Consider the following 25,270-nt stretch of genomic DNA (forward strand, 5'->3'; position numbering starts at 1 on the left):
GTGCGCCCGTCCCTTGTGCTCAGCGGGTTTCGTTGAACAGTTCGCGGCCGATCAGCATCCGGCGGATTTCGCTGGTGCCGGCACCGATCTCGTACAGCTTGGCGTCGCGCAGCAGGCGGCCAGCCGGGAATTCATTGATGTAGCCGTTGCCACCGAGAATCTGGATCGCTTCCAGGGCCATCTGCGTGGCACGTTCTGCGGTGTAGAGGATCACCCCGGCGGCGTCCTTGCGGGTGGTCTCGCCACGGTCGCAGGCCTGGGCCACGGCATACAGGTAGGCGCGGCTGGCGTTGAGCTGGGTGTACATGTCGGCGATCTTGCCCTGGATCAGCTGGAACTCGCCGATGCTCTGGCCGAACTGCTTGCGGTCGTGGATGTACGGCACCACCAGGTCCATGCAGCTTTGCATGATGCCGGTCGGGCCGCCGGACAACACCACGCGCTCGTAGTCCAGGCCGCTCATCAGCACGCGCACGCCGCCGTTGAGCTGGCCGAGGATATTCTCTTCCGGCACTTCGACGCCGTCGAAGAACAGCTCGCAGGTGTTGGAGCCGCGCATGCCCAGCTTGTCGAACTTGTTGCTGCGGCTGAAGCCTTTCCAGTCACGCTCGACGATGAACGCGGTGATGCCATGCGGCCCCTTGTCCAGGTCGGTCTTGGCATAGATCACATAGGTGTTGGCGTCAGGGCCGTTGGTGATCCAGGTCTTGCTGCCATTGAGCACGTAGTGGTCGCCGCGCTTTTCGGCGCGCAGTTTCATCGATACCACGTCGGAACCGGCGTTGGGTTCGCTCATGGCCAGGGCGCCGATGTGCTCGCCGCTGATCAGCCTGGGCAGGTACTTGAGCTTCTGCTCGTGGGTGCCGTTGCGGTTGATCTGGTTGACGCAGAGGTTGGAGTGGGCACCGTAGGAGAGGGCGACCGAAGCCGAACCGCGGCTGATCTCTTCCATCGACACCACATGGGCCAGGTAACCCAGGCCGGCGCCGCCGTATTCCTCGGCAACGGTGATGCCCAGCAGACCCATGTCGCCGAACTTGCGCCACATGTCGGCAGGGAACAGGTTGTCGTGGTCGATCTGTGCAGCGCGCGGGGCCAGTTCGGCGGCAACGAAGGTGCGCACCTGGTCGCGGAGCATGTCGATGGTTTCGCCCAGGGCGAAGTTCAGGGAGGGGTAATGCATGCTGGGGCACCTTGTTGTTCTTGAAATTGGGTTACACCGTAGCCGAGGATCTTGCGCCGGACCCTGTGGGAGCGGTGTCAAGCCGGGGCAGGTGTCGTTCATCACCTTTACGTTAACGTAAACCTGCATTCGGTCACTGTCAATCCGCTCGTCACCTTTACGTAAACGTAAATCTGCGCCACAGTATTCCCAGCTCACTTCAGCCGTGCCCAGAACAACCACAAGAAGGGACACCCATGAGTCAACCAAGCTACACCCGCGGTCGCCAGGACCAACCGTTGCTGACCCTGACCATCGGCCAGGCCTTCGATGCCACCGTGGCCCGTTGCGCCGACGGCGAAGCGCTGGTGGCGCGCCACCAGGGCCTGCGCTACAGCTGGCGGCAGCTGGCCGAACAGGTCGACACCCATGCCCGCGCCCTGATGGCCCTGGGCGTGAACACTGGCGACCGGGTCGGCATCTGGTCGCCCAACTGCGCCCAGTGGTGCATCTTGCAATTGGCCAGCGCCAAGGTCGGTGCGATCCTGGTCAACATCAACCCGGCCTATCGCGTGGGTGAACTGGAGTACGTGCTACGCCAGTCTGGCTGCCGCTGGCTGGTGTGTGCCGATGCGTTCAAGACCTCTGATTACCATGCCATGGTCCAAGCGCTGGTGCCGGAGCTGGCGACCGCCAACCTTGGCGAGCTGGCCAGTGAACGCCTGCCCGAACTGCGCGGGGTGATCAGCCTGGCGGCCAACCCCCCCAGCGGCTTCCTGCCCTGGCAAGCGCTGGCCGAGCGGGCAGGGCAAACGCCGGTGGAAGCCTACGTGGCTCGCCAGCACAGCCTGCAGTTCGACCAACCAGTGAATATCCAGTACACCTCCGGCACTACCGGTGCGCCCAAAGGGGCCACGCTCAGCCACTACAACATCCTCAACAACGGCTTCATGGTCGGTGAAAGCCTCGGCCTGAGCGACCGCGACCGCATGGTGATCCCGGTGCCGCTTTACCATTGCTTCGGCATGGTCATGGCCAACCTCGGCTGCATCACCCACGGCAGTACCATGGTCTACCCCAATGACGCCTTCGACGCCGAACTCACCTTGCGCGCCGTCGCCGAAGAACGTGCCAGCATCCTGTATGGCGTGCCGACCATGTTCATTGCCATGCTCGACCACCCATCGCGCACGCAACTGGACCTGTCGACCCTGCGCAGCGGCATCATGGCCGGCGCCACCTGCCCGATCGAGGTGATGCGCCGGGTCATCGACCACATGCACATGGCCGAAGTGCAGATCGCCTACGGCATGACCGAAACCAGCCCGGTATCCCTGCAAACCGGCCCGGACGATGAACTGGAGCTGCGCGTGACCACTGTTGGCCGCACTCAGCCGCAGCTGGAAACCAAGCTGGTGGACGCCGATGGCTGCATCGTCGCCCGGGGTGAGATCGGTGAGCTTTGCACTCGCGGCTACAGCGTGATGCTTGGCTACTGGGGCAACCCCGAGGCCACGGCAGATGCCATCGACCCGGCTGGCTGGATGCATTCGGGCGACCTGGCGGTGATGGATGAGCACGGGTATGTGCGCATTGTCGGGCGCAACAAGGACATGATCATTCGCGGTGGCGAGAACATCTACCCACGCGAGCTGGAGGAGTTCTTCTACACCCACCCGGCAGTGGCCGACGCACAGGTGGTGGGCATTCCGTGCAACCGTTATGGCGAAGAGATCGTGGCCTGGATCAAGCTGCACCCGGGGCACAGCGCCACGGCTGAGGAGCTGCAGGACTGGTGCAAGGCACGTATTGCGCACTTCAAGGTGCCACGGTATTTCCGCTTCGTTGACGAATTTCCAATGACGGTGACCGGGAAGGTGCAGAAGTTTCGCATGCGGGAGATCAGTATCGAGAGCCTCTCCTTGCGGGAATGATGACGATGGAAACAGGTCGGTGTTCCGGCCTGTTTCCTGTCAAGCAATACCTCAAGGCGTGCAGAGCGTTTCGATCACATCGCCAACGGTCATCGCATCGCTATAAATTAAAGGTTTGCGGGTGGCCACCCGAAGCGCTTTCAAGTACAAGCGTAGTGTCTTCTCGCCGAGTGCTTCCCTTAGCAGCAGTTCATCGTGAACCTTGAAATCCTGCAATAACTCGCTGACGCCATAGGCTCTGGTGTGTTGCAGCAGTTTGTTGGACAGCATCTTCTGAAGGCTTCTGACTACGAGCTTGCGATATTGATACATGATGGCGTCTCCGGAGGGCGCGAAGGCTTGGTTTGAGGTCGCATGGGCGGACTTCTGGCCTATTGGGCGCTGATGATGTAGTCGATTGCGTCTTGCACGGTGGAGAGTGTTTCCGCGTCGTCGTCGGGTATTTCCATCTCGAACTCTTCTTCCAGCGCCATGACTAACTCTACGGTGTCGAGCGAGTCTGCACCGAGGTCCTCGGAGAATGATGAAGAGAGCGTGACCGCTTCAACTTTGACGCCCAATTGCTCTGCAACGATTTTCTTTACGCGTTCCTCAATGGTGCTCATCTCATGCTCCCGCTGATGGCTGGTGTGCCTTGTATAGCGCGCAGGAGAAAGTACCGAAACTGGTAAAAATGACAGTTGTCGAAGGCCCATTGGGTGCTTGCATATTGAAGTATTCGGGCTACCCGCCCTTTCGCGGGTAAACCGCTCCGGCAGGTGCTGCGCCGAATACTGTGGTAGCGGGTTTACCCGCGAAGAGGTCAGCATGCTCAGAGCAGCTCCATGGCCTTGCAAAGCCCGGCGGCAAGCTCGGCAACGGTCTGGTAGTCACGGCGCAGCTGCACGCCGTAACGTGCCTCCAGCCCCATCAGGGCGAACTCGCATTTATCCCTGTCCTGATGCGCGAGCCAGGTCCCCGGCCACGGATCGACTACCCCGGCATCCTGCAAGTAGTCGATCACTTGCCGCTCGAATTCCATGCGCAGCCAACGGGTCGCGATAGGCACGATGGGGGGCTCCTTGGCATAAATAGGGAGCCCCAATTTTCAACACCGCCGGCAATTGCGCTACTGGCAAAAATGTCAGTCCGCCGTCGTCTACCCTTAAGCCTTCACCGGTGGTTCGTCACTCGGCGGGTCACCCACCGTCGGCGGCATGGTCGGCTTGATCGGCAGCTCGTCCGGGTCGTCCTCCGGCACGGGCGGTGGCAGGCTCGGGTCGTCGACGTTGGGGTCGGGTGTTTCCGGTGGAATGGGAATGTTCATGGCCGGGCTCGTGTAGATGCGCGTGGGTGGAATTGAAGAGGTCCTGCAGGCTCTGACCGCTGGCAGTAGCCATTCGCTCCAATTTTTTTGAACCCCTTGACGTGCGCCCGGCTCTGAACCCTTACCGCCATCAGCTGAGGGAGCAAGGTCGATGTCACGCAACGAGCCCTTTGAAAGTGCGCCCACGGCGAATGATCACCCGGACCAGGCCATCAGCCTGTCCCAGGCGCTAATGGCGCCACGCATCGTCATCGAAGACACCCAGCCTGTGCTCGACGCCGGCAGCTTCGCGGCCAAGGCCATCAGCGGCCAGCCTGTGGCGGTCAGCAGCAAGGTCTACACCGATGGCCATGACCGCATGGCCGTGGTGCTGACCTGGCGCCAGTCGCAAAGCCGCCGGGTGCACTGCGTGCCCATGCAGTCGCCAGGCAATGACCTGTGGCTGGCCGAGTTCACGCCCACCGAGATCGGCCCGCACGTGTTCAGCATCGAGGCCTGGATCGACCCGTTCGCCACCTATTGCCATGACCTGGAGAAGAAGTACCACGCCGGCGTCGACGTCAAGCTGGAGCTCGAAGAAGGCCGGCTGATGCTCGGCAAAGGCATCGAACTCAGTGAAGGCGTGCTTCGCGACGAACTGCAACGCTTGCAACAGCAATTGGGCGAGCTGCACACCGATGATCAGGTAGCCCTGTTGCTGGGCGCCGAAGCGTCGCGGCTGATGGCCGAAGTCGAGCACCGTAGCTACCTGACCCGCAGCATCGAATTCCCGCTGGACGTCGACCGGCCGGCGGCGCAGTTCGCCAGTTGGTACGAACTGTTCCCGCGTTCGATCACCGACAGCCCGGAGCGCCACGGCACCTTCAACGACGTGCACCAGCGCCTGCCGATGATTCGCGACATGGGTTTTGATGTGCTGTATTTTCCGCCGATCCACCCCATCGGCAGCAAGCACCGCAAAGGCCGCAACAATGCACTGCAGGCCGAGCCCGGTGACCCGGGCAGCCCCTATGCCATCGGCAGCCCGGACGGTGGTCACGACGCGATCCATCCGCAGCTGGGCAGCCGTGACGACTTCCGCCGCCTGGTGTCTGCCGCCGCCCAGCATGGCCTGGAGATCGCCCTGGACTTCGCCATCCAGTGCTCCCAGGACCACCCGTGGCTCACCGAGCACCCGGGCTGGTTCAGCTGGCGACCGGACGGCACCATTCGCTACGCGGAAAACCCGCCGAAGAAATATCAGGACATCGTCAACGTCGATTTCTATGCGCCCGACGCGGTACCCAGCCTGTGGCTGGCCCTGCGTGACGTGATCATCGGCTGGGTCGAGGAGGGGGTGAAGACCTTTCGTGTCGATAACCCGCACACCAAACCGTTGCCCTTCTGGCAATGGCTGATCGCCAATGTGCGTGCTCAATACCCCGACGTGATCTTCCTCGCCGAAGCCTTCACCAAGCCCGCGATGATGGCGCGCCTGGGCAAGGTCGGGTACGCCCAGAGCTATACCTACTTCACCTGGCGCAATACCAAGCAAGAGTTGCGCGAGTATTTCGAGCAGCTCAACCAGCCGCCGTGGAGCCAATGCTACCGGCCGAATTTCTTCGTCAACACGCCAGACATAAACCCATACTTCCTGCAGCATAATGGCCGCGCCGGTTTCCTCATCCGGGCGGCGCTGGCGACCATGGGCTCGGGGCTGTGGGGCATGTACAGCGGCTTCGAGCTGTGCGAAAGCGCAGCGCTGCCGGGCAAGGAGGAATACCTGGACTCGGAGAAGTACGAAATCCGCCCCCGGGATTTCACCCAACCTGGCAACATCATCGCCGAGATCGCCCAGCTCAATCGCATCCGTCGCCAGAACCCCGCGCTGCAGACCCACCTTGGGGTGGCGTTCTTCAACTGCTGGAACGACAACATCCTGTACTTCGCCAAACGCACGCCAGCGCGCGAAAACTTCATCCTGGTTGCGGTGAGCCTCGATCCGCACAACGCCCAGGAGGCGCATTTCGAATTGCCGCTGTGGGAACTGGGCCTGGATGACAATGCCGAAACCCATGGCGAAGACCTGATGACCGGCCATCGCTGGTCCTGGTACGGCAAGACCCAGTGGATGCGCATCGAACCCTGGAACCTGCCGTTCGGCATCTGGCGCATCAGCAAGGCCCGATAGGGCAAGGAGTCGCACATGGCCAAGCGGTCCCGCCCGGCAGCCTTCATCGATGACCCGCTGTGGTACAAGGATGCCGTGATCTACCAGCTGCATATCAAGTCGTTCTTCGATTCGAACAACGACGGCATAGGCGACTTCGCTGGCCTGATCAGCAAGCTCGACTACATTGCCGAGCTGGGCGTCAACACCCTCTGGCTGCTGCCGTTCTACCCGTCGCCACGGCGTGACGATGGCTACGACATCGCCGAGTACAAAGCCGTGCATCCGGACTACGGCAGCATGGCCGACGCCCGCCGCTTCATCGCCGAGGCGCACAAGCGCGGCCTGCGGGTGATCACCGAACTGGTCATCAACCACACCAGCGACCAGCACCCGTGGTTCCAGCGCGCCCGCCACGCCAAGCGCGGCAGCAAGGCGCGGGACTTCTACGTGTGGTCGGACGACGACCAGAAGTACGACGGCACGCGGATCATCTTCCTCGACACCGAAAAGTCCAACTGGACCTGGGACCCGGTCGCCGGGCAGTACTTCTGGCACCGCTTCTATTCGCACCAGCCGGACCTCAACTTCGACAATCCGCAGGTGCTCAAGGCGGTGATCGGGTGATGCGTTTCTGGCTCGACCTGGGCGTCGATGGCCTGCGCCTGGACGCCATTCCGTACCTGATCGAGCGCGACGGCACCAACAACGAGAACCTCGCCGAGACCCACACGGTGCTCAAGGCAATCCGCGCCGAGATCGACGCCAACTACCCTGACCGCATGCTGCTGGCCGAGGCCAACCAGTGGCCCGAAGACACCCGCCCGTATTTCGGCGAGGGGGATGGCGACGAATGCCACATGGCCTTCCACTTCCCGCTGATGCCGCGCATGTACATGGCGCTGGCCATGGAAGACCGCTTCCCGATCACCGACATCCTGCGCCAGACCCCGGACATCCCGGCCAACTGCCAGTGGGCGATCTTTCTGCGCAACCACGATGAGCTGACCCTGGAAATGGTCACCGACCGCGAGCGCGATTACCTGTGGAACTACTACGCCGAGGACCGTCGCGCCCGCATCAACCTCGGTATCCGCCGGCGTCTGGCGCCGTTGCTGCAACGTGACCGGCGGCGCATCGAGCTGCTTACCAGCCTGTTGCTGTCGATGCCAGGCACGCCGACGCTGTACTACGGCGATGAACTGGGCATGGGCGACAACATCTACCTCGGTGACCGCGACGGTGTGCGCACGCCGATGCAATGGTCACCGGACCGCAACGGCGGTTTTTCCAGAGCCGACCCGCAACGCCTGGTATTGCCGCCGATCATGGACCCGTTGTACGGCTACCAGACCGTCAACGTCGAGGCCCAGGCCCACGACCCGCACTCGCTGTTGAACTGGAACCGCCGGCTGCTGGCAGTGCGCAAGCAGCAGAAGGCCTTTGGCCGCGGCAGCCTGCGTACGCTTACGCCGAGCAACCGGCGCATCCTGGCCTATATCCGCGAGTACACCGACGCCGACGGCAATACCGAAGTCATCCTCTGCGTCGCCAACGTTTCCCGCGCCGCCCAGGCGGCGGAGCTCGAACTGTCGCAATACGCGGGCAAAGTGCCGGTGGAGATGCTCGGTGGCAGCGCCTTCCCGCCGATCGGCCAACTGCCGTTCCTGTTGACGTTGCCGCCGTACGCCTTCTACTGGTTCCTGCTGGCTGCCCATGACCGCATGCCCAGCTGGCACATCCAAGCCACCGAGGGGTTGCCGGAATTGACCACTTTAGTGCTGCGCAAACGCATGGAAGAACTGCTGGAAGCGCCTTCCAGCGACACCCTCAACGACACCATCCTGCCGCAATACCTGCCCAAGCGCCGCTGGTTCGCCGGCAAGGAGGGCCCGATCGACCAGGTGCGCCTGCGCTACGGCGTGCGTTTCGGCACCGCTACCACCCCGGTGCTGCTCAGCGAGATCGAAGTGCTCAGCGATGGCGTAGCCACCCGCTACCAGTTGCCGTTCGGCCTGCTTCCGGAAGAGCAGATCAACTCGGCGCTGCCACAGCAGTTGGCGCTGTCGCGGGTGCGCCGTGGCCGTCAGGTCGGCCTGATTACCGATGCGTTCGTCCTCGAACCGTTCATCCGTGCGGTACTGCGTGCTTGCCAGGACGGCACGCAGCTGCCCTGCGGCAATGGCCAAGGCGAGTTGCGCTTCGCCTGCACCGCTCAGCTGGCCGGGCTTGAACTGAACGAGGAAAGCCAGGTGCGCTACCTTAGCGCCGAGCAATCCAACAGCTCGGTGGTGGTTGGCGACCGGGTGGTGCTCAAGCTGATTCGCCGGGTCAACCCAGGCATTCACCCCGAGCTGGAAATGAGCGCCTATCTCACCGCCGCCGGCTTCGCCAACATCTCGCCGCTGCTGGCCTGGGTCAGCCGCATTGATGAGCAGGGCGCGCCGCACCTGTTGATGATCGCCCAAGGCTACCTCAGCAACCAGGGCGATGCCTGGGCCTGGACCCAGAATACCCTGGAGCGGGCCATCCGCGACGAGATGGAACCCGGCACTGCCGATCCAGAAGTGCATACCGACGCGCTGGCCGAACTCACCGGCTTCGCCGCCTTGCTCGGCCAGCGCCTGGGCGAGATGCACCAGCTGCTCGCAGCGCCGAGCAACGACGACGCTTTCCGGCCGCGCCCCAGCGACGCCGACGACAGCCAACGCTGGAGCGCGCAGATCAGCGCCGAACTGGACCATGCCCTCGACCTGCTGGCGCAGCACCGCGAACACCTCGACAGCGACAGCCAGGCCCTGGTCGACGACCTGCAACAGCAGCGTGACGGCCTCGCCCAGCACGTCGCCAGGCTCGCCGAACAGGCCCAGGGTGGCCTGCTGATGCGCGTGCACGGCGACCTGCACCTGGGCCAGGTGCTGGTGGTGCAGGGCGATGCCTACCTGATCGATTTCGAGGGCGAACCTGCCCGTCCGCTGGACGAACGCCGGGCCAGACACAGCCCGTACAAGGATGTCAGCGGCGTGTTGCGATCCTTCGACTATGCTGCTGCGATGATCTTGCGCAGCGCGTCTGCCGTAGACCTTTCCGACCCGGCCCGGCAAGCCCGGCAACGGGTTGCCCGGCAGTACCTGCACCAGTCGCGGCATGCCTTCGTCGAAGCCTACGGCCTGGCCACCGCCGCCATGCCCCACGCCTGGCAACAGGCCGAGGGCGAGCGCGCCGCACTGGAGTTGTTCTGCCTGGAAAAAGCCGCCTACGAAATCACTTACGAAGCCGAAAACCGTCCAAGTTGGCTGGCCGTACCTTTGCATGGCCTGCATGGACTGATCAGTACCTGGGGAGAGTCATAGATGAACGCAACCACGCGTGAAAACGGCGGCCTTCGGCAACGGGACCTGGATGCCCTGGCCCGCGCCGAGCACGCCGATCCATTTGCAGTGCTGGGCCCCCACGGCGACGGGCAGGGCGGCTTGTTGGTCCGCGCCTTCCTGCCCAATGCCCTGAGCGTGCGGGTGCTGGCGCGCCATGACGGGCGCATCCTTGCCGACATGGTGCAGGGCAGCCTGCCTGGGCTGTTCACTGCGCACCTCGATGAGGCACACCCGTACTTGCTGCAAATCGGCTGGGCCGGTGGCGAGCAGGTGACCGAAGACCCTTACAGCTTCGGCCCGCAACTCGGCGACATGGACCTCTACCTGTTTGCCGAAGGCAACCACCGCGACTTGTCCGGGCGCTTCGGCGCTCAGCCGACCCAGGTCGAGGGTGTCGATGGCGTGTGCTTCTCGGTGTGGGCACCGAATGCGCGGCGGGTGTCGGTGGTCGGCGACTTCAACAACTGGGACGGCCGCCGCCACCCCATGCGCCTGCGCCACAGCGCTGGCGTGTGGGAGCTGTTCGTGCCGCGCCTGGGTGTGGGCGAAACCTACAAGTTCGAAGTGCTCGGCAAGGACGGCATACTGCCGCTGAAGGCTGACCCGCTGGCCCGCGCCACCGAGCTGCCGCCGAGCACCGCGTCCAAGGTGGCCGCCGAGCTGAGCCATGCCTGGCAGGACCACGACTGGATGGCGCACCGCGCCCAGCGCCACGCCTACAGCGCCCCGTTGTCGATCTACGAACTGCACCCCGGCTCCTGGCAATGCGAGCTTGACGAGCTGGGTGAAGTGTCGCGCTACTACAACTGGCGTGAGCTGGCCGAACGCCTGGTGCCTTACGTGCAGCAACTGGGGTTCACCCATATCGAGCTGCTGCCGATCATGGAGCACCCGTTCGGAGGGTCTTGGGGTTACCAGCCGCTGTCGATGTTCGCGCCGACCTCGCGCTACGGCAGCCCTGAGGACTTCGCGGCCTTCATCGATGCCTGCCATCAGGGTGGCATTGGCGTGATCCTCGACTGGGTACCGGCGCATTTCCCCACCGACGAACACGGCCTGGCCCGCTTCGACGGGACGGCACTGTACGAGTACGACAACCCGCTCGAAGGCTACCATCAGGACTGGAACACGCTGATCTACAACCTCGGCCGCAACGAGGTGCGTGGTTTCATGATGGCGTCGGCCCTGCACTGGCTCAAACACTTCCACATCGACGGTTTGCGCGTCGATGCGGTGGCCTCGATGCTGTACCGCGACTACTCGCGCAAGCCGGGCGAATGGGTGCCCAACCGCCACGGTGGGCGCGAAAACCTCGAGGCCATCGATTTCATCCGCCACCTCAACGGTATCGCTGCCCACGAGGCACCGGGCGCACTGATCATCGCCGAGGAATCCACGGCCTGGCCGGGCGTGAGCCAGCCGACCGAGCAGGGCGGCCTGGGCTTCGCCTACAAGTGGAACATGGGCTGGATGCACGACACCCTGCACTACATCCAGAACGATCCGGTGCACCGCACCTATCACCACAATGAGATGAGCTTCGGCCTGATCTATGCCTATTCCGAGCACTTCATCCTGCCGATCTCTCACGACGAGGTGGTGCACGGCAAGCACTCGCTGATCGACAAGATGCCCGGCGACCGCTGGCAGAAGTTCGCCAACCTGCGCGCCTACCTGACCTTCATGTGGACCCACCCGGGCAAGAAGCTGCTGTTCATGGGCTGCGAGTTCGGCCAGTGGCGGGAGTGGAACCATGACCACCAGCTGGACTGGTACCTGCTGCAGTATCCCGAGCACCAAGGCGTACAGCGCCTGGTAGGCGACCTCAACCGCCTGTACCGAGAGCTGCCGGCACTGCATGAGCAGGATTGCCAGCCCCAGGGTTTCCAGTGGCTGATCGGCGATGACGCGCACAACAGCGTGTACGCCTGGCTGCGCTGGAGCAGCCAGGGTGAGCCATTGCTGGTGGTGGCCAACTTCACCCCGGTGCCGCGCGAGGGCTACCGGATCGGTGTGCCGTTTGGCGAGCGCTGGCAGGAGTTGCTGAACAGCGATGCCGAGCTGTATGCCGGCTCGAACGTGGGCAATCTGGGAGCGGTGGCGAGTGATCAGGTGGCCAGCCATGGGCAGCCACTGTCACTGGCGCTGAACTTGCCGCCGCTTGGCGTATTGGTGATGAAGCCGGCTTGATCGATGCTTGTGCTGGCCTCATCGCGGATGAATCCGCTTCTACAAGGATCGCATGGTCCGTGTAGGAGCGGATTTATCCGCGATAGGGCCAGACCTGCCTACCACCGCATCCGCACCCCGAGGCTGCCTATCAGCCCATTCAGGTCGTTGCCATCCACATCGCTGCTGTAGTCGGCACTGACGAACAGCGCCACCTTGGGTGTGACCCGTGCCACCAAGCCCAATCCCAGTTCTACCGTGGTCGAGTATCGCGAGCTGGAGATCTTGTCGACCTGGTCCAGCTTGACATCGCTGGCGTCGTTGAAGTCATACCAGACGTTGGTCCGCACATAGGGCTCGATCGGCATGCCTTTCACTTCGTAGCGCCCGGACAGCTTGGCACCGACCCGGCCGCTCCAGCTCGGCTGGCTATCGAAGGCCTGCAAGGTCTCTGCCTGCACCTGGTTACCCGGGAAGAACTGCTGGTTGATCAATTGCGCCTGGGGCTCGATCACCCAGCCGCCACCCAGGCCTATCGGGTAACCGCCTTCTACCGAAAACGTCATCGCATGGCCGCTGTCATTCAGGCGTTGGCCACTGTCGCCGCGGCCCATCACCTCGATGCGTGAGCCCATGGCCACGGCATCCAGGTGCCAGCCTCGCTCATGGGTCATGCTCCAGAATACCCCCAGGCTTTCGCCACTGAGGTTGACTGCGTTGCGCTGCTTGTCGCCCAGCAGCGGCCGTACGCCATTGAAGCTGCTTTGCAGGTTGTTGTGGCCGACGAAAATTCCCGCACGGTGGACATTGCCCTCGGCGGTTTCCCGCACGAACAGATCCGGGCCGATCATCAACTGCTGGCTGGGCGCTTCCAGTTGCTCTGGTGCTCGCGCTCCAGGCCTAGGCGTGGTGCCAGGGAAGAACTGTGCCCACTGGCCGCCTACCCGTTCGGGGGCCGGCAGGTTGTGGCGCTCGCCCATTTTCTCGCTGAAGGCGTTCAGCGTCCCCATGTTCAGGCCGCTGGCAGTAACCGGGTCTAGCGATATCGTCGGCACCGTCGCTTGCTGCAGGTAGCTGGGCGAGATCGGATCTTCCTGCAGTTCGAACGCGAAGGTTTCCACTGGGGTTGCCAGAAGCATCGACGTGGAAACCGCATAGAAAATAGGTTCGAAGCGCAGGGGATTCGAGGTTCTTTTCATGGCGGATCTCCTCTGTTTTTTTTTGGTGTAAAGCCCAAGGACCTGGCCTGTTGTCACGAGCTGTACGACAAAAACAGAGGGCGACCCAAACCAGCACGTCGGCGTTCGCAGGCGCGCACAAAGGCGCGAGCTAGAGGCCCGGCGCGAGTTCTTACATCTAGTGATAGTGTTCAGCTAAGGAGAGTCAGGCGCTTGCGTCAAGAAAACGTGAAAGGTCTGTTCAAGCCCTGTGGACGACAGTAAACCTTTGATTAGCCGAATAAATTTTCCGTATATAGCGATGATCGCTATTTCTGCGGCGCTGGCTATGCCGAATCATTGTTACAACCTGACCTCCACGGCCAGTGGCAAGTGGTCGGAAAGGTGCGTCCAAGGTTTGTGCCCCAGTATCTGCGGCGCATGGCTATCGGCGTTGCGCAGGTAGATACGGTCCAGGCGCAGCAGGGGCAGGCGCGCCGGGTAGGTGCGGGCGAGGTGGCCATGGTGGCGTTCGAAGGCCTCGTGCAGGTCGCGCTGCAGGCCAAGGGTGCGGTTGCCATGGGACTTCCAGTCGTTGAAATCGCCGGCAATGATCACCGGTGCCTCGGCAGGCAAGGAATCCAGCAACTGACGCAGCAGCTTGAGCTGCTTCTGTCGATGGTTTTCCAGCAATGACAGGTGCACGCAGATGGCATGCACGTTGTGCCGGCCGGGGACGTCGAGGATGCAGTGCAGCAGGCCGCGCCGCTCGGTGCCGGTGATCGACACGTCGAGGTTGCGGTGCTCGATGATCGGGTACTTGGACAGCAGCGCATTGCCGTGGTGGCCGTCGGGGTAGACCGCGTTGCGGCCATAAGCGAAGTCGCTCCACATGCTGTCGGCAAGGAATTCGTACTGCGAGGTCTGCGGCCAGCCGGGGTAGCGCGCGGCATGGCGGTCGTGGCTGCCGAGCACTTCCTGGAGGAACACGACGTCTGCCTGGGTGCTGCGCACCGCCTCGCGCAGCTCAGGCAGGATGAAGCGCCGGTTGAAGGCGGTGAAGCCCTTGTGGGTGTTCACCGTCAGCACCCGCAGGCGGTCGACGGGCGGGGCCTGACGGGTGCTGGCGAAACCTGGGCTGCCGGCTTCGAGGTTCACAGTGGCTCCTCAAGGCTACCGATACAGATAAAACAGGGTGAGCCGGTTCCGGCTCACTCTTCCTCGCGCTGCAATGCCAACAGCAGCAACGACCGCCCCTTGACCTCGAAGGTACTGTCGAACTGCAGATGCTGCGGCTTGCGCAGCTCCGGCCGGTCGGTGTCGATCAGGCAGCTCCAGTAGTCACCTTCCGGAACCGCCGGCAGCAAGAACGGCACCACATCGTGGTGCGCATTGACGATCAACAGCATGGTCGCCTCAGACCCAGGGCGGGCAATACCACTGACCTGGGCGCGGCCATCGATCAGCATGCCCAGGCAACGGCCGTGCGGGTCTTCCCACTGCTCCACGCTCATCTCGTTGCCATCGGGCGCCAGCCAGGTCACGTCCTTGACCCCGATCGCTTCGTTGTAATCGCCGACCAAAAAGCGCGAGCGGCGCAGCACCGGGTAGGCCAGGCGCAGGCGGGTCAGGCGCTTGACGAAGGCCAGCAGTTGCTTGCCTTCGTCATCCAGGTCCCAGTTGACCCAGCCGATCTCGCTGTCCTGGCAATAGGCGTTGTTGTTGCCATGCTGGGTGCGGCTGAATTCATCGCCGGCGACGATCATCGGCGTACCCTGGGCCAGCAGCAGCGTGGCGAAGAAGTTGCGCATCTGGCGCATGCGCAGGGCGTTGATTTCAGGGTCGTCGGTCGGGCCTTCGGCACCACAGTTCCACGACAGGTTGTTGTCGGTGCCGTCCTGGTTGTTCTCGTCGTTGTCTTCGTTGTGCTTGCCGTTGTACGACACCAGGTCGCGCAGGGTGAAGCCATCGTGGGCGGTAATGAAGTTGACCGAGGAATACGGCCGCCGCCCGCGGTTGTTGAACAGGTCGCCCGAAGCGGTGATACGTGCGGCGAAATCGGCCAGCTGGCCTTCGTCGCCCTTCCAGAAGGCCCGCGCCGTGTCACGGAAGCGGTCGTTCCACTCGGCCCAGCCCGGCGCGAAATTGCCGACCTGATAGCCACCTGGGCCGCAGTCCCAGGGTTCGGCGATCAGCTTGACCTGGCTGAGCATCGGGTCCTGGCGGCAGGCGACCAGGAAGCCGTGGCGCTCGCTGTAGCCGTCGTGATAGCGGCCAAGGATGGTCGCCAGGTCGAAGCGGAAACCGTCGACGTGCATTTCGCCCGCCCAGTAGCGCAGCGAGTCGGTGACCAGCTGCAGTACGCACGGGTGGCTGAGGTCGAGGGTGTTGCCGGTGCCGGAATCGTTGATGTAGTAGCGCTTGTCGTCGGGCATCAGGCGGTAGTAAGAGGCGTTGTCGATGCCACGCATCGACAGGGTCGGGCCGCGTTCGTTGCCCTCGGCGGTGTGGTTGTAGACCACGTCGAGGATCACTTCCAGGCCTGCGTCATGCAGGTGGGCGACCATCTCCTTGAACTCGGCAATCTTGCCGCTGGCCAGGTAGCGTGGGTGCGGTGCGAAGAAGGCGATGCTGTTGTAGCCCCAGTAGTTGTTCAGGCCCTTGTCCAGCAAATGCTGGTCGTTGACGAAGGCATGGATCGGCAGCAGCTCGATGCTCGACACGCCCAGGTCCTTGATGTGCTTGAGCAGTTCGTCGTTGGCAAGGCCGGCGAAGGTGCCACGCAGCTCTTCCGGCACGGCAGGGTGGCGCATGCTGATGCCGCGAGTGTGGGCTTCATAGATGATCGTGCGCTCCCAAGGGACCTGCACGCGCTGGTCGCGGCCCCAGGTGAAGGCCGGGTCGATGACCTTGCACTTGGGTACGAATGGCGCACTGTCGCGTTCGTCGAACGACAGGTCGCCATCCGGGTGGCCAATGGTGTAGCCGAACAGTGCCTCGGACCATTTCAGGCTGCCGACCAATTGCTTGGCATAGGGGTCGATCAGCAATTTGTTCGGGTTGAAGCGGTGGCCGTTTTCCGGCTCGTAGGGCCCGTACACGCGGTAACCGTAGACCAGTCCGGGATGCGCATCAGGCAAGTAGCCATGGTAGATCTCGTCGGTGTACTCGGGCAGCTCGATGCGCTCGAGCTCGTGCTCGCCGGTGGAGTCGAACAGGCACAACTCGACCTTGGTGGCATTGGCCGAGAACAGGGCGAAATTGACCCCCAGGCCGTCCCACGTCGCGCCGAGGGGGAAGGGCAGGCCTTCGCGGATGCGCGTTGGGGCGACGGAGCGGGTTTTCTTTGGGGTGCGCGGGCTCATGGCAATCCTCGATTGGCCGTTGTGGAGGGTATGTAGCGCAGACCTGCAGCGGCCTCTTCGCGGCTAAAGCCGCTCCCACAGCAATTGCATTGCCCTCAAAGGCAGTGGAGAACCCGTGGGAGCGGCTTTAGCCGCGAGAGGGCCGGCCGGGCTCAACCAGCAGTTGGCTTTTTCACCGCCCGAGGCTTCTTGGCAGCCACCGGTTTGCTGGCGCCAGGCAACGCCGCCGCCTTCGGCTCAGCCGCCACCTTGGGCTTGGCCGGCGCCCGCTTGCGCGGTGCCGCCTTCGGCGCCAGCGCTTCGGCCTCGGCAAGCTTGCGTGCCATGTCCCAGTGGCGTTCCTCCTGACCCTCCGGCTTACCCTCCGACTCCCAGATCTGGTAAGCGAATTCGCGTACTCGTTTTTCTTCGACACTCATCACGACGCTCCTGAATGCTATGCATGTTCAATCAACAAATTGACTGGGAATTCCGCCAAGACCGCGCTCAACATCAGCTCCCTTGTAGGGCTGACAGCGGCGCCGCCGAAAAGTCCAGTCCAAGTGGCAGGCGACAAGGCAAACGGCAGGATCACCCGGGTATCGTCCCAGTTCTGTGCCGGGATCAACGGTGTAGTGGCGCCGCCGAGCAGGCCGCAGGCCAGCCGCGGGGCGACGACAATGGCGCGTTGGCCTTCACCCAGGCGGGCGAAGGCAATGACCTGATCGGCATGCCGGCCCTGCACCTGCAGCGGCAGGTAGGCCCCGCGCCGGAACAGCTCGGCGTGGGCCTGGCGGCAGTCCAGCACGCGTGCGATCAGGGCCTGCTTGATGCGGCCGTCACGCCAGTGCGCCAGCAGCTCGCCGGGCGTGCTGGCATCGTCCAGGGTGCGACGCCTGCAAGCGTAGTCCACGGCGCGGCGGTTATCCGGGTCGACCAGGCTGAAATCCCAGTATTCGTTGCCCTGGTACAAGTCGGGCACGCCCGGCACGGTCATGCGCAGCAGGCTCTGGACCAGACCGTTGAGCGCGCCGGGGCAGGCGATCAGCTGTGCGGCATCGGCCAGTGACTGGCGCAACTGCTGGTTCTCCCGGTCCAGCAGCACCCCGTCGACATAGGCGGCGCAGGCCGCTTCATAGGCTTCGTTGGGCGCGCTCCAGCTGCTGCGCAGCTTGGCTTCGCGCAGGGCCTTCTGCTGCCATTGGCGGATACGTTCGGCGTACTGGCGCAGTGCGTTGTCATCCTGCAGGTCGAGCGCGAGTGGCCAGCTGCCCAGCAGCGTCTGCCACAGCAGCAGCTCGTCGCCGGGGCTGGGGGCCACGCCGTCATCCAGTTGCTCGCGCAGCGGGGCGGCCAGCTCGCGCCAGTGTTCCACGCGGCTGGCGAACCAGGGCCCACGCTCGCTCAGCACGGCCAGGCGAGCACGGCTGTCCTCGCCGCGCTTGTGGTCGTGGGTGGCGGTGGCCAGCAGGTTGTCGGGGAAGTCGCGCAGGCGGCGCTGAGCCTCGTTGTGGAAATGCTCGGCGCCTGCGCTGAAGCGCTCGGCCTCGAAGCCGACATCGTTGCGCGACAGCAGCCGTGCCGAGCGGTAGAAGGCGGTGTCTTCCACAGCCTTGGCGGCACTGGGTGCGGTGAGCTGCTGGAAGCGCACGCAGGCATGGCGCAGGTGCTTGCGTGGCCGGCCCGGTGGCAGCTGGCGCCAGGGCTGGCCACCGAGCCATTGCTCGAGCTGGTCGAGCAACGGCCAGTCGGCTTCGCCAAGGTCCTGGCGGGCATTGGCCAGGGCTTGCTGGAAGAAGCGCTCGTCCTCGGCCGGGCGCCCGCAGGCATTGAAGTAGGTGCGATACACCGGGTAATGCGCAACCAGCGCTTGCAGTGCGCGGCGAATCGCGCCTAGGGTCAGGTCGCGGGTCATCAGGTCGTCACGGGCGACCTGCAACAACGCCTGGGCGACGGATTCGCAATCGCCGGCAAGGCTGGCATTGAGCACCAGGTGGCGCGCCAGCCGCACTTCCTCGGGGAAAGCAGGGCGCTCGCTGACCGCCGCCCACAACTCGGTCAGCGGCGCTTCACCGGCCGGGTCGTGTTGCAGCAGCGAGACCTGGTTCATGAACTCGTAGCCGGTAGTGCCGTCGGTCAGCCAGTCGCGGTGCAGGTGTTCGTCGGTGCCGAGGATCTTTTCCACGTAGATCGGGAAGTGTTCCAGCGCAGCCTGCAACGGGCGCCTGGCGAGCAGGCCGTCGACCCGGCGGCGCAGCTTGCGGCAATAGCCGCGCGGGTCGGCCAGGCCGTCGATATGGTCGATGCGCAGGCCGTCCACCAGGCCGCGCTCGATCAGTTCGAACAGCTTGGCGTGGGTGGCTTCGAACACTGCGCTACGCTCCACCCGCAGGCCGCCCAGTTCGTTGATGTCGAAGAAGCGCCGCCAGTTGATGTCATCGGCGGCAGTGCGCCAGCTGGCGAGGCGGTAGGTCTGGCGTTCGAGCAGCAGGTGCAGGCGCTTGAAGCCGCTTTCGCTGCGGCTGTCGAAGGCAATCAAGGCCGACTCCAAGTCCGCGCCTTCACGGACCAGGCGCGCCAGTTCGGCGTGCAGTGGCAAGGCGTTTGCCACGGGTTCGGGGGATTCGCGCAAGGCCGTGAAATGCTCCGCCAGGGCCTTGAGAGCAGGCTCGGGGCTCTGTGCGAGGATCCAGCCATAGTCCAGCGGGCAGATCGGGAAGCGATGCTGATAGTGGGCGATCTGCAGCACGCCCGATTGCGCGTCGAATTGCAGCGGGATGTCGCCGTTCTTCAGCGCCACGCCGTAGTCGCTGCCGAGAAACGGCAGCAGCAACTGCCCCGCCAGCAGCGGGTCGCTGGAGTGCCACTGGATGTCGAAGAACTCCGCGTAGGGGCTGCGCCGGCCCCAGGCCAGCAGGCTCTGCCACCACGGGTTGTCGGCGCCGCCCACGGCCATGTGGTTGGACACGGTATCGAGGATAAGCCCCATGCCATGCTGGCGCAGCGCAGCCACCAGCCGTTGCAACGCAGCCTCGCCACCCAGTTCGGGGTTGACGCAGGTCGGGTCGACCACGTCGTAACCGTGGCGCGAGCCGGCGCGGGCCTTGAGGATCGGCGAGGCGTACAGGTGGCTGATACCCAGCCGGGCGAAGTACGGTACCAGTGGCACCGCGTCATCGAGGCTGAAGTCGCTGTGAAATTGCAGGCGTAGCGTCGCGGTCAGTGGTTTCATCGGTCACGCTCCCAGGCTTGTTCGCGGGCCTGGGCCAGCAGTTCGAGGCGCCGTGCGGCGTCTTCGTCGTCGAGTAGTTCGTGCACCGGAGCGGCGAAGCGCCGGCGCCAGTTGGGGTGGCCGCTGGTGGTGCCGGGCAGGTTGGGTTGCTCGTCGCTGCCCAGCAGGTCTTCCAGTGGGATGAGCACCAACGGGGCGCGGGTGTGGCCGACGTAGCGGATGGCGGCATCGATCAGCGCGTCATTGTCCGCTTGCGGGCCATAGTTGGCCTCCAGCGTGCGGCGCAGGCCTTCGCGTTCCTTTTGCCGATAGTGGCGCCAGTGCAGCTCGGTGGCGGCGTCGATCAGGTTCAGGCGCTGGCTCCAGTCGATGTCGCGGCTTTGCAGCCAGCCGGCCAGTGGCGCCAGGTCATGGGTGCCGGTGGTGGCCAGGGCATCGTCCGGCCAGTCGAGGATCGGTTTGAAGTGGCCGGGCTGGGTCTGTTCGAACGGCAATACGCGCATGCCCAGTATGGCCTTGGCCGCCAGCTGCTCACGCAGGCCCTCGGGCACGGTGCCGAGGTCTTCACCCAGAATGATCGCCTGGTGGCGCACCGACTCCAGGGCCAGCAGGCGCAGCAGGTCTTGCACCGGGTAGTCGAGGTAGGCGCCCTGGTCGGGCTTGCAGCCACGCGGGATCAGCCACAGCCGGCGCAGCCCCATCACATGGTCGATGCGCAGGCCGCCGGCATGGGCCAGGTTGGCTCGCAGCATCTCGATGAAGGCGCGGTAGCCGTTGCGCTTGAGGCCTTCGGGTGAAAAGGCGCAAATGCCCCAGTCCTGGCCCGAGCGGTTGAGGATGTCGGGTGGCGCGCCGACCTTGAGGTTGGCCAGCAGCTCGTCCTGGCGGCTCCAGGCCTGGCTACCGGCGCCATCGGCACCCACGGCCAGGTCGGCGATCAGGCCGATGGCCATGCCATTGCTGCGTGCGGCGTGCTGGGCGCGTTGCAGGCTGCGTTCGGTCAACCACTGGCAGAACGCGTGGAACTCGATCCTGGCCGGATACGCGTTGGCAAAGGCTTCGACTTCCGGGTGGTACGGGTCGTGCCAGGCGCTGGGCCAGTTGCGCCAGTCGGCGCCCAGGCCATGCTCGACGGCGTGCGCCTGCAGCACTTCGAAGCGGCAGTGGTGCTCCAGGGCCTGGCCACGGGCCTCACGGAAGCTGTCGAAGTCTTTGCGCAGCGGGTGGTCGGCCTGGCTGAAGTCCAGGTAAAGCGCTTCGAGTAGCCGCAGGCGGGCGTCGGCGGCGCGGGGCCAGTCGACCAGTGGGCGTTGTTCCAGGTCTTCGAGTACCTGTTCCAGGCCGCAGGCCTCGATCGCCATGCGCACGGCGCGCTCGCCCAGCAGCGCGGCGGGGCTGGCATACAAGGTATTGAGCAGCAGGCGGCTGGACGGCGAGTAGGGGCTGTAGTGTTGCTGGTCGATGGCTGACAGGGCATGGATGGGGCTGATCGCCAGGGCGTCGGCGCCGCGCTCGGCGGCGCTGCGTGCCAACTGCTCCAGGGCCAGGCAATCGCCATACCCGCCGTCGCCTGGGCGGCGCAGGCTGTAAAGCTGCACGGCCAGGCCCCAGCAGCGCGGCGGTGGTTCGCTGACGGCGTCAGCCAGGCTCCAGCAACGCGGCGGTGCCACGGCGATGGTGAAGCTGCGGTCGTTGACCTGCAGCAGGTGATAACCCACCGGCAAGCCGCCGGGCAGGTTGCCCTGGGCATCGAGGGTCAGGTACTGCAGGCGGTTGCTTTCCAGGGTACAGCGCACGGCGCTGCCTGGCGGGAAGTAGCGCCCCAGGGGCAGCGGTTGGTCAAGCTCGGCAGTGATCAGCGGCGGCAGGTGCTCGGCGTCTTCGGCGGCGTCCACGGCGCGCAGGCTGGCCTGGATGGCAGACTCGTCGCCAGCAGGGTGGCCCAGGCCGTCGAGGACCTTGCGCAGGACCTCGTCGCTGACCTGCTGCGGCCGGTTGTTGGCGTCGATCCAGTCGCGGGCCAGCCCTACGCGGGCGGCCAGTCGGTGCAGGGCGGTTTCGCTCATGGGAGCTCCTGGCCAGGTGGAAGCAGGCTGACCACGCAGCTGTAGGCGGATAGCGCGGTATCGGGGTGGCGGGTGTCGCTGCTGTCGAACAGGCGCCAGGGTGCGGCGGGCAGTTCAACGACCTGCGGCGTCGCGGCCAGGTTAAGGTCGATGCGCAGGATACGGCCGTCGCCCAGGCGCCAGCGTGCGGTCAGGGCCTGGTCGCCCAGCACCACGGCGCCCAATGCACGGCTGCCGGGCAGGTGTGGGATGACATGGCGCTGGCGCACGTCGAGCAGCTGCTGATACAGGCCGTGCCAGCCCGCGATGACCTGCTTGCACTGCGGCCGCGATGCCTCGAAGGTCTGCTCGGCGTTAGGGTCGGGTATGTGTTCGCGTTGCTCAGGGTCGGCGAACGCCTTGAAGTGGGCGAACTCGCCGCGCCGGCCCTCGCGCACGGCATCGGCCAGCTCGTCGTGGAAGTCGGTAAAGAACAGGAACGGCTGGCAACTGCCATCTTCATCGCCCATGAACAGCAGCGGGATCATCGGCGCCAGCAGCAGCAGGCCGGTGGCCGCACGCAAGGCCGCTGGTGCGCACAGGCGAGTCAGGCGTTCGCCCAGGGCGCGATTGCCGATCTGGTCATGGTTTTGCAGGAACAACACGAACGAAGAGGGTTCCAGGTGCCCGCTGGGTTCGCCGCGGGGCGTACCGTGGCGGTTGGCCTGACCTTGGAAGACGAAGCCTTCGGACAGGCAGCGGGCCAGTTTTTCGATGGGTTTTTCCTGGTAATCGGCGTAGTAGCCTTCGGTTTCCCCGGTCAACAGAACGTGCAAGGCATTGTGGCCATCGTCGTTCCACTGGGCATCGAAGCCCTGCTGCAGCAGCGAGGCCTGGTTGTGCTCGTTCTCCAGCACCAGCCACACGTGCCGTCCCGGTTCCACCGCCGTGCGCACCCGTTGCGCCAGTTCCACCAGAAAGTCCGGCTGGTCGATGGCGTGCACCGCGTCCAGGCGCAGGCCATCGCAGCGGTAGTCGCACAGCCACATCAGGGCGTTCTGGATGAAGTACTCGCGCACCTCTGGGCGGCGGAAATCGATGGCGTCGCCCCAGGGTGTCTGGCGGTCTTCCCTGAAGAACGGGCTGGCGTACTGGTGCAGGTAGTTGCCGTCCGGGCCGAAGTGGTTGTAGACCACATCGATCATCACCATCAGCCCGTGGCCATGGGCCTGATCTACCAGCGCGCACAGCTGCTCCGGGCTGCCGTAGCTGTGTTGTGGCGCAAAGGGCAGTACACCGTCGTAGCCCCAGTTACGCTCACCAGGGAACTGCCCCAGGGGCATCAGCTCGATGGCGCTGATGCCCAGCTCGGCCAGCCTCGGCAGCCGCCGGGCGACCCCCTGGTAGCCCTCGAGCACGCCGACGTGCAGTTCCTGGATCACCGCTTCGTGCCAGGGCCGCCCCTGCCAGGGGTGCTGCCAGTCGAAGGCGCCGACATCCACGACCTGGCTCGGCCCGTGCACCCCTTCGGGTTGATAGCGCGACGCCGGGTCAGGCACTTGCAGCTCGCCGTCGATACGATAGTGATAACGGTCACCGGCCCGGCACGGGGCGACCCCGGTGTACCAGCCGCCGTCTTCGGGCAGCAGCTCGATCGCCGGCTGCTGTTCCAGTTCCAAGCTCACGCTGCGCGCATCGGGCGCCCACAGGGCGAAGCGCGCCGACGTGGCGTCCATCAGGTGTGCGCCATGCCTGTGCATCTTCCAACCCCGCTCAGTAGTGGCTCAGGTGGGCCTGCTTGACCAGGTCCTCGTAGAGGCGCGCGTAGGGTTCCACTGCCTGGCACCAGTTGAACGGCTGGGTCATCGACAGGCAGCGCATGGCATTGAGCAGGTCCTTCTTGCCGTAGGTATAGAAGGCTCGGCTCAACGCTTCGCGGTAGCTGTCGACGGTCGATTCATCGAACAGGAAGCCGGTAACGCCGTTCTCGATGGTGTCGGCCAGGCCGCCGGTGTTGCGTGCCACCGGCAGCGAACCGAAGCGCTGCGCGTACATCTGGCTCAGGCCGCAAGGCTCGTAGCGCGAAGGCATCAGCAGGAAGTCGCTGCCCGCGAACATGCGCCGGGCGTCGGTTTCGTTGAAACCGATGCGTACCCCGATGCGGCCAGGGTAGCGCAGGGCCAGCTCGCGCATGGCCTGTTCTTCTTCCGGCTCACCGCGGCCGATGATCGCGATCTGGCCGCCTTGCTCGACGATGTAGTCGGCAACGCCCAAGGTCAGGTCCAGGCCTTTCTGGTAGACCAGCCGCGAAACCACGGCAAACAGTGGCCCTTCGGAAGGTTGCAGGCCGAACAGCTTGCGCACGGCGTCAGTGTTGCGTGCCTTGCCTTCCCAGTCGTTGATGCTGAAGTTGTGCTCCAGGTGCTTGTCGGTGGCCGAGTCCCAGCTTTCGTCGATGCCATTGGGGATGCCGCCGAGCAGGCCTTGCTGGGCCTTGCTAGCCAGGAAGCCATCGAGCCCACAGCCGAATTCCGGGGTGGTGATCTCCTGGGCGTAGGTGGCGCTGACCGTGGTGATGTGGCTGGAGTAGGCAAGGCCGGCCTTGAGGAACGACAGCTTGCCGTAGAACTCCATGCCTTCTTGCTGCATGGCATGGTCGGGTATCGCCAGCTCCGGGCTGCAGCCGCGGCTGTAGACGCCCTGATAGGCCAGGTTGTGGATGGTGAACAGGGTCGGTGTGTTCAGCCCGCGCCAATGCATGTAGGCCGGCGCCAGGCCGGCGGGCCAGTCGTGGGCATGCACCACTTCGGGCTTCCAGTGGATCATGCCTTCGCCGGCGGCGATCTCCGCCGCGGCCAGGCCCAGGCGGGCGAAACGGATGTGGTTGTCCGGCCAGTCGCGACCGTTGTTGGCGCCGTAAGGGGTGCCGTCGCGCTGGTACAGCTCGGGGCAGATCAGCACATAGATGACCAAGCCGTCGGCCATGTCCATGCGGCCGATCTTGCAAGGCGGCAGGGCAGCGTGGCCGCCGAGCTCGCCGACGATGTGGATGGGATTGTCGCTTTCCACCACCTGCGGGTAACCCGGGATCAACACGCGGACATCATGCAAGTGCGCCAGGGCGCGTGGCAGGGCCGCGGAAACGTCGCCGAGGCCGCCGGTCTTGACCAGGTCGGCGATTTCCGAGGTGACGAACAGGATCTTGCGCTTGTTGGGGTTGTGCTGGCGCTGGGCGCCGGGTGCCGTGCCTGTCTTGGCGAAATCCGGGGTAAGCGGCTCGCGGTTGTCCGGTTTGAATGACTCTACGTGAGGCTCGACAGCGGCACTGATCATACTTCTCTCCGTCCCTAAGTGTTGGCAGGGTGCTGGCACCCTTGGTGTTATCTCGTGCGGGTTCT

16 protein-coding genes and 1 pseudogene are annotated in these 25,270 nt (G+C 64.5%); 4 read left to right on the forward strand and 13 right to left on the reverse strand.

Annotated features, from left to right (window positions below; genetic code table 11):
- Positions 1-19: 19 nt before the first annotated feature.
- Positions 20-1,183 carry an isovaleryl-CoA dehydrogenase gene (locus L6D64_RS03845; protein WP_176507491.1) on the reverse strand — a complete coding sequence of 388 codons (1,164 nt, stop codon included), beginning with the start codon at positions 1,181-1,183 and terminating at the stop codon, positions 20-22.
- A 236-nt stretch (positions 1,184-1,419) separates the two neighbouring features.
- On the opposite strand from L6D64_RS03845, the gene L6D64_RS03850 reads away from it, so the two are divergent.
- Positions 1,420-3,096 (forward strand): AMP-binding protein, encoded by a 1,677-nt coding sequence (locus L6D64_RS03850; protein WP_176507492.1) that lies wholly within the window; start codon positions 1,420-1,422, stop codon positions 3,094-3,096.
- Positions 3,097-3,147: 51 nt separating this feature from the next.
- Here the strand turns inward: L6D64_RS03850 and L6D64_RS03855 are convergent, their stop codons facing one another.
- From L6D64_RS03855 to L6D64_RS03870, 4 genes are all read right to left on the reverse strand, one after another.
- On the reverse strand, positions 3,148-3,408 hold the full coding sequence (locus tag L6D64_RS03855) for a hypothetical protein (RefSeq protein ID WP_176507493.1): 261 nt from the start codon (positions 3,406-3,408) through the stop codon (positions 3,148-3,150).
- A 59-nt stretch (positions 3,409-3,467) separates the two neighbouring features.
- The gene (gene acpP / locus L6D64_RS03860; protein ID WP_176507518.1) at positions 3,468-3,701 is read right to left on the reverse strand and encodes an acyl carrier protein; all 234 of its coding nucleotides are present in this window, start codon (positions 3,699-3,701) and stop codon (positions 3,468-3,470) included.
- A 206-nt stretch (positions 3,702-3,907) separates the two neighbouring features.
- Positions 3,908-4,144 (reverse strand): hypothetical protein, encoded by a 237-nt coding sequence (locus L6D64_RS03865; protein ID WP_236192339.1) that lies wholly within the window; start codon positions 4,142-4,144, stop codon positions 3,908-3,910.
- A gap of 96 nt (positions 4,145-4,240) precedes the next feature.
- Positions 4,241-4,402: a hypothetical protein gene (locus tag L6D64_RS03870; protein ID WP_176507494.1), complete on the reverse strand. Its 162-nt coding sequence runs from the start codon at positions 4,400-4,402 to the stop codon at positions 4,241-4,243.
- Positions 4,403-4,553: 151 nt separating this feature from the next.
- On the opposite strand from L6D64_RS03870, the gene L6D64_RS03875 reads away from it, so the two are divergent.
- From L6D64_RS03875 to glgB, 3 genes and pseudogenes are all read left to right on the forward strand, one after another.
- On the forward strand, positions 4,554-6,572 hold the full coding sequence (locus L6D64_RS03875) for an alpha-1,4-glucan--maltose-1-phosphate maltosyltransferase (protein ID WP_176507495.1): 2,019 nt from the start codon (positions 4,554-4,556) through the stop codon (positions 6,570-6,572).
- Positions 6,573-6,587: 15 nt separating this feature from the next.
- Positions 6,588-9,904, forward strand: a pseudogene (treS, locus tag L6D64_RS03880) (maltose alpha-D-glucosyltransferase).
- Positions 9,905-12,115 carry a 1,4-alpha-glucan branching protein GlgB gene (gene glgB / locus L6D64_RS03885; protein WP_176507496.1) on the forward strand — a complete coding sequence of 737 codons (2,211 nt, stop codon included), beginning with the start codon at positions 9,905-9,907 and terminating at the stop codon, positions 12,113-12,115.
- 98 nt (positions 12,116-12,213) lie between these two features.
- On the opposite strand, the gene L6D64_RS03890 is transcribed toward glgB, so the two are convergent.
- The 8 genes from L6D64_RS03890 to glgA all read right to left on the reverse strand — a co-directional run bounded on the left by L6D64_RS03890 (position 12,214) and on the right by glgA (position 25,205).
- On the reverse strand, positions 12,214-13,293 hold the full coding sequence (locus L6D64_RS03890; protein WP_176507497.1) for an autotransporter domain-containing protein: 1,080 nt from the start codon (positions 13,291-13,293) through the stop codon (positions 12,214-12,216).
- Between the two features lie 321 nt (positions 13,294-13,614).
- Positions 13,615-14,409, reverse strand: a complete 795-nt coding sequence (locus L6D64_RS03895) for an endonuclease/exonuclease/phosphatase family protein (protein ID WP_176507498.1) — start codon at positions 14,407-14,409, stop codon at positions 13,615-13,617.
- A gap of 53 nt (positions 14,410-14,462) precedes the next feature.
- Positions 14,463-16,616, reverse strand: coding sequence for a glycogen debranching protein GlgX (gene glgX, locus L6D64_RS03900; RefSeq protein ID WP_176507499.1), 2,154 nt, complete (start codon positions 16,614-16,616; stop codon positions 14,463-14,465).
- A gap of 152 nt (positions 16,617-16,768) precedes the next feature.
- Entirely contained in the window at positions 16,769-17,035 is a 267-nt protein-coding gene (locus L6D64_RS03905; protein WP_152955953.1) for a DUF2934 domain-containing protein, read from the reverse strand.
- Between the two features lie 17 nt (positions 17,036-17,052).
- Complete coding sequence (locus L6D64_RS03910; RefSeq protein ID WP_176507500.1) at positions 17,053-19,827, reverse strand: malto-oligosyltrehalose synthase; 2,775 nt, start codon at positions 19,825-19,827, stop codon at positions 17,053-17,055.
- On the reverse strand, positions 19,824-21,893 hold the full coding sequence (gene malQ / locus L6D64_RS03915) for a 4-alpha-glucanotransferase (protein ID WP_176507501.1): 2,070 nt from the start codon (positions 21,891-21,893) through the stop codon (positions 19,824-19,826). Before malQ ends, L6D64_RS03910 begins: the two co-directional genes overlap by 4 nt.
- Positions 21,890-23,632: a malto-oligosyltrehalose trehalohydrolase gene (treZ, locus tag L6D64_RS03920; protein ID WP_176507502.1), complete on the reverse strand. Its 1,743-nt coding sequence runs from the start codon at positions 23,630-23,632 to the stop codon at positions 21,890-21,892. The genes malQ and treZ overlap by 4 nt, the downstream gene beginning before the upstream one ends.
- A 13-nt stretch (positions 23,633-23,645) precedes the next feature.
- Complete coding sequence (gene glgA / locus L6D64_RS03925; RefSeq protein WP_176507503.1) at positions 23,646-25,205, reverse strand: glycogen synthase GlgA; 1,560 nt, start codon at positions 25,203-25,205, stop codon at positions 23,646-23,648.
- Between the last annotated feature and the right edge of the window lie 65 nt (positions 25,206-25,270).

The organism is Pseudomonas urethralis (assembly GCF_021602465.1).
GTDB classification, from domain to species: Bacteria; Pseudomonadota; Gammaproteobacteria; order Pseudomonadales; family Pseudomonadaceae; genus Aquipseudomonas; species Aquipseudomonas vlassakiae.

Bases quoted from the DNA above. Each gene is read 5' to 3' on its own strand.
- L6D64_RS03845 (WP_176507491.1), bottom strand. From the start codon at position 1,183: ATGCATTACCCCTCCCTGAACTTCGCCCTGGGCGAAACCATCGACATG.
- L6D64_RS03850 (WP_176507492.1), top strand. From the start codon at position 1,420: ATGAGTCAACCAAGCTACACCCGCGGTCGCCAGGACCAACCGTTGCTG.
- L6D64_RS03855 (WP_176507493.1), bottom strand. From the start codon at position 3,408: ATGTATCAATATCGCAAGCTCGTAGTCAGAAGCCTTCAGAAGATGCTG.
- acpP (WP_176507518.1), bottom strand. From the start codon at position 3,701: ATGAGCACCATTGAGGAACGCGTAAAGAAAATCGTTGCAGAGCAATTG.
- L6D64_RS03870 (WP_176507494.1), bottom strand. From the start codon at position 4,402: ATGAACATTCCCATTCCACCGGAAACACCCGACCCCAACGTCGACGAC.
- L6D64_RS03875 (WP_176507495.1), top strand. From the start codon at position 4,554: ATGTCACGCAACGAGCCCTTTGAAAGTGCGCCCACGGCGAATGATCAC.
- glgB (WP_176507496.1), top strand. From the start codon at position 9,905: ATGAACGCAACCACGCGTGAAAACGGCGGCCTTCGGCAACGGGACCTG.
- L6D64_RS03890 (WP_176507497.1), bottom strand. From the start codon at position 13,293: ATGAAAAGAACCTCGAATCCCCTGCGCTTCGAACCTATTTTCTATGCG.
- glgX (WP_176507499.1), bottom strand. From the start codon at position 16,616: ATGAGCCCGCGCACCCCAAAGAAAACCCGCTCCGTCGCCCCAACGCGC.
- L6D64_RS03905 (WP_152955953.1), bottom strand. From the start codon at position 17,035: ATGAGTGTCGAAGAAAAACGAGTACGCGAATTCGCTTACCAGATCTGG.
- L6D64_RS03910 (WP_176507500.1), bottom strand. From the start codon at position 19,827: ATGAAACCACTGACCGCGACGCTACGCCTGCAATTTCACAGCGACTTC.
- malQ (WP_176507501.1), bottom strand. From the start codon at position 21,893: ATGAGCGAAACCGCCCTGCACCGACTGGCCGCCCGCGTAGGGCTGGCC.
- treZ (WP_176507502.1), bottom strand. From the start codon at position 23,632: ATGCACAGGCATGGCGCACACCTGATGGACGCCACGTCGGCGCGCTTC.
- glgA (WP_176507503.1), bottom strand. From the start codon at position 25,205: ATGATCAGTGCCGCTGTCGAGCCTCACGTAGAGTCATTCAAACCGGAC.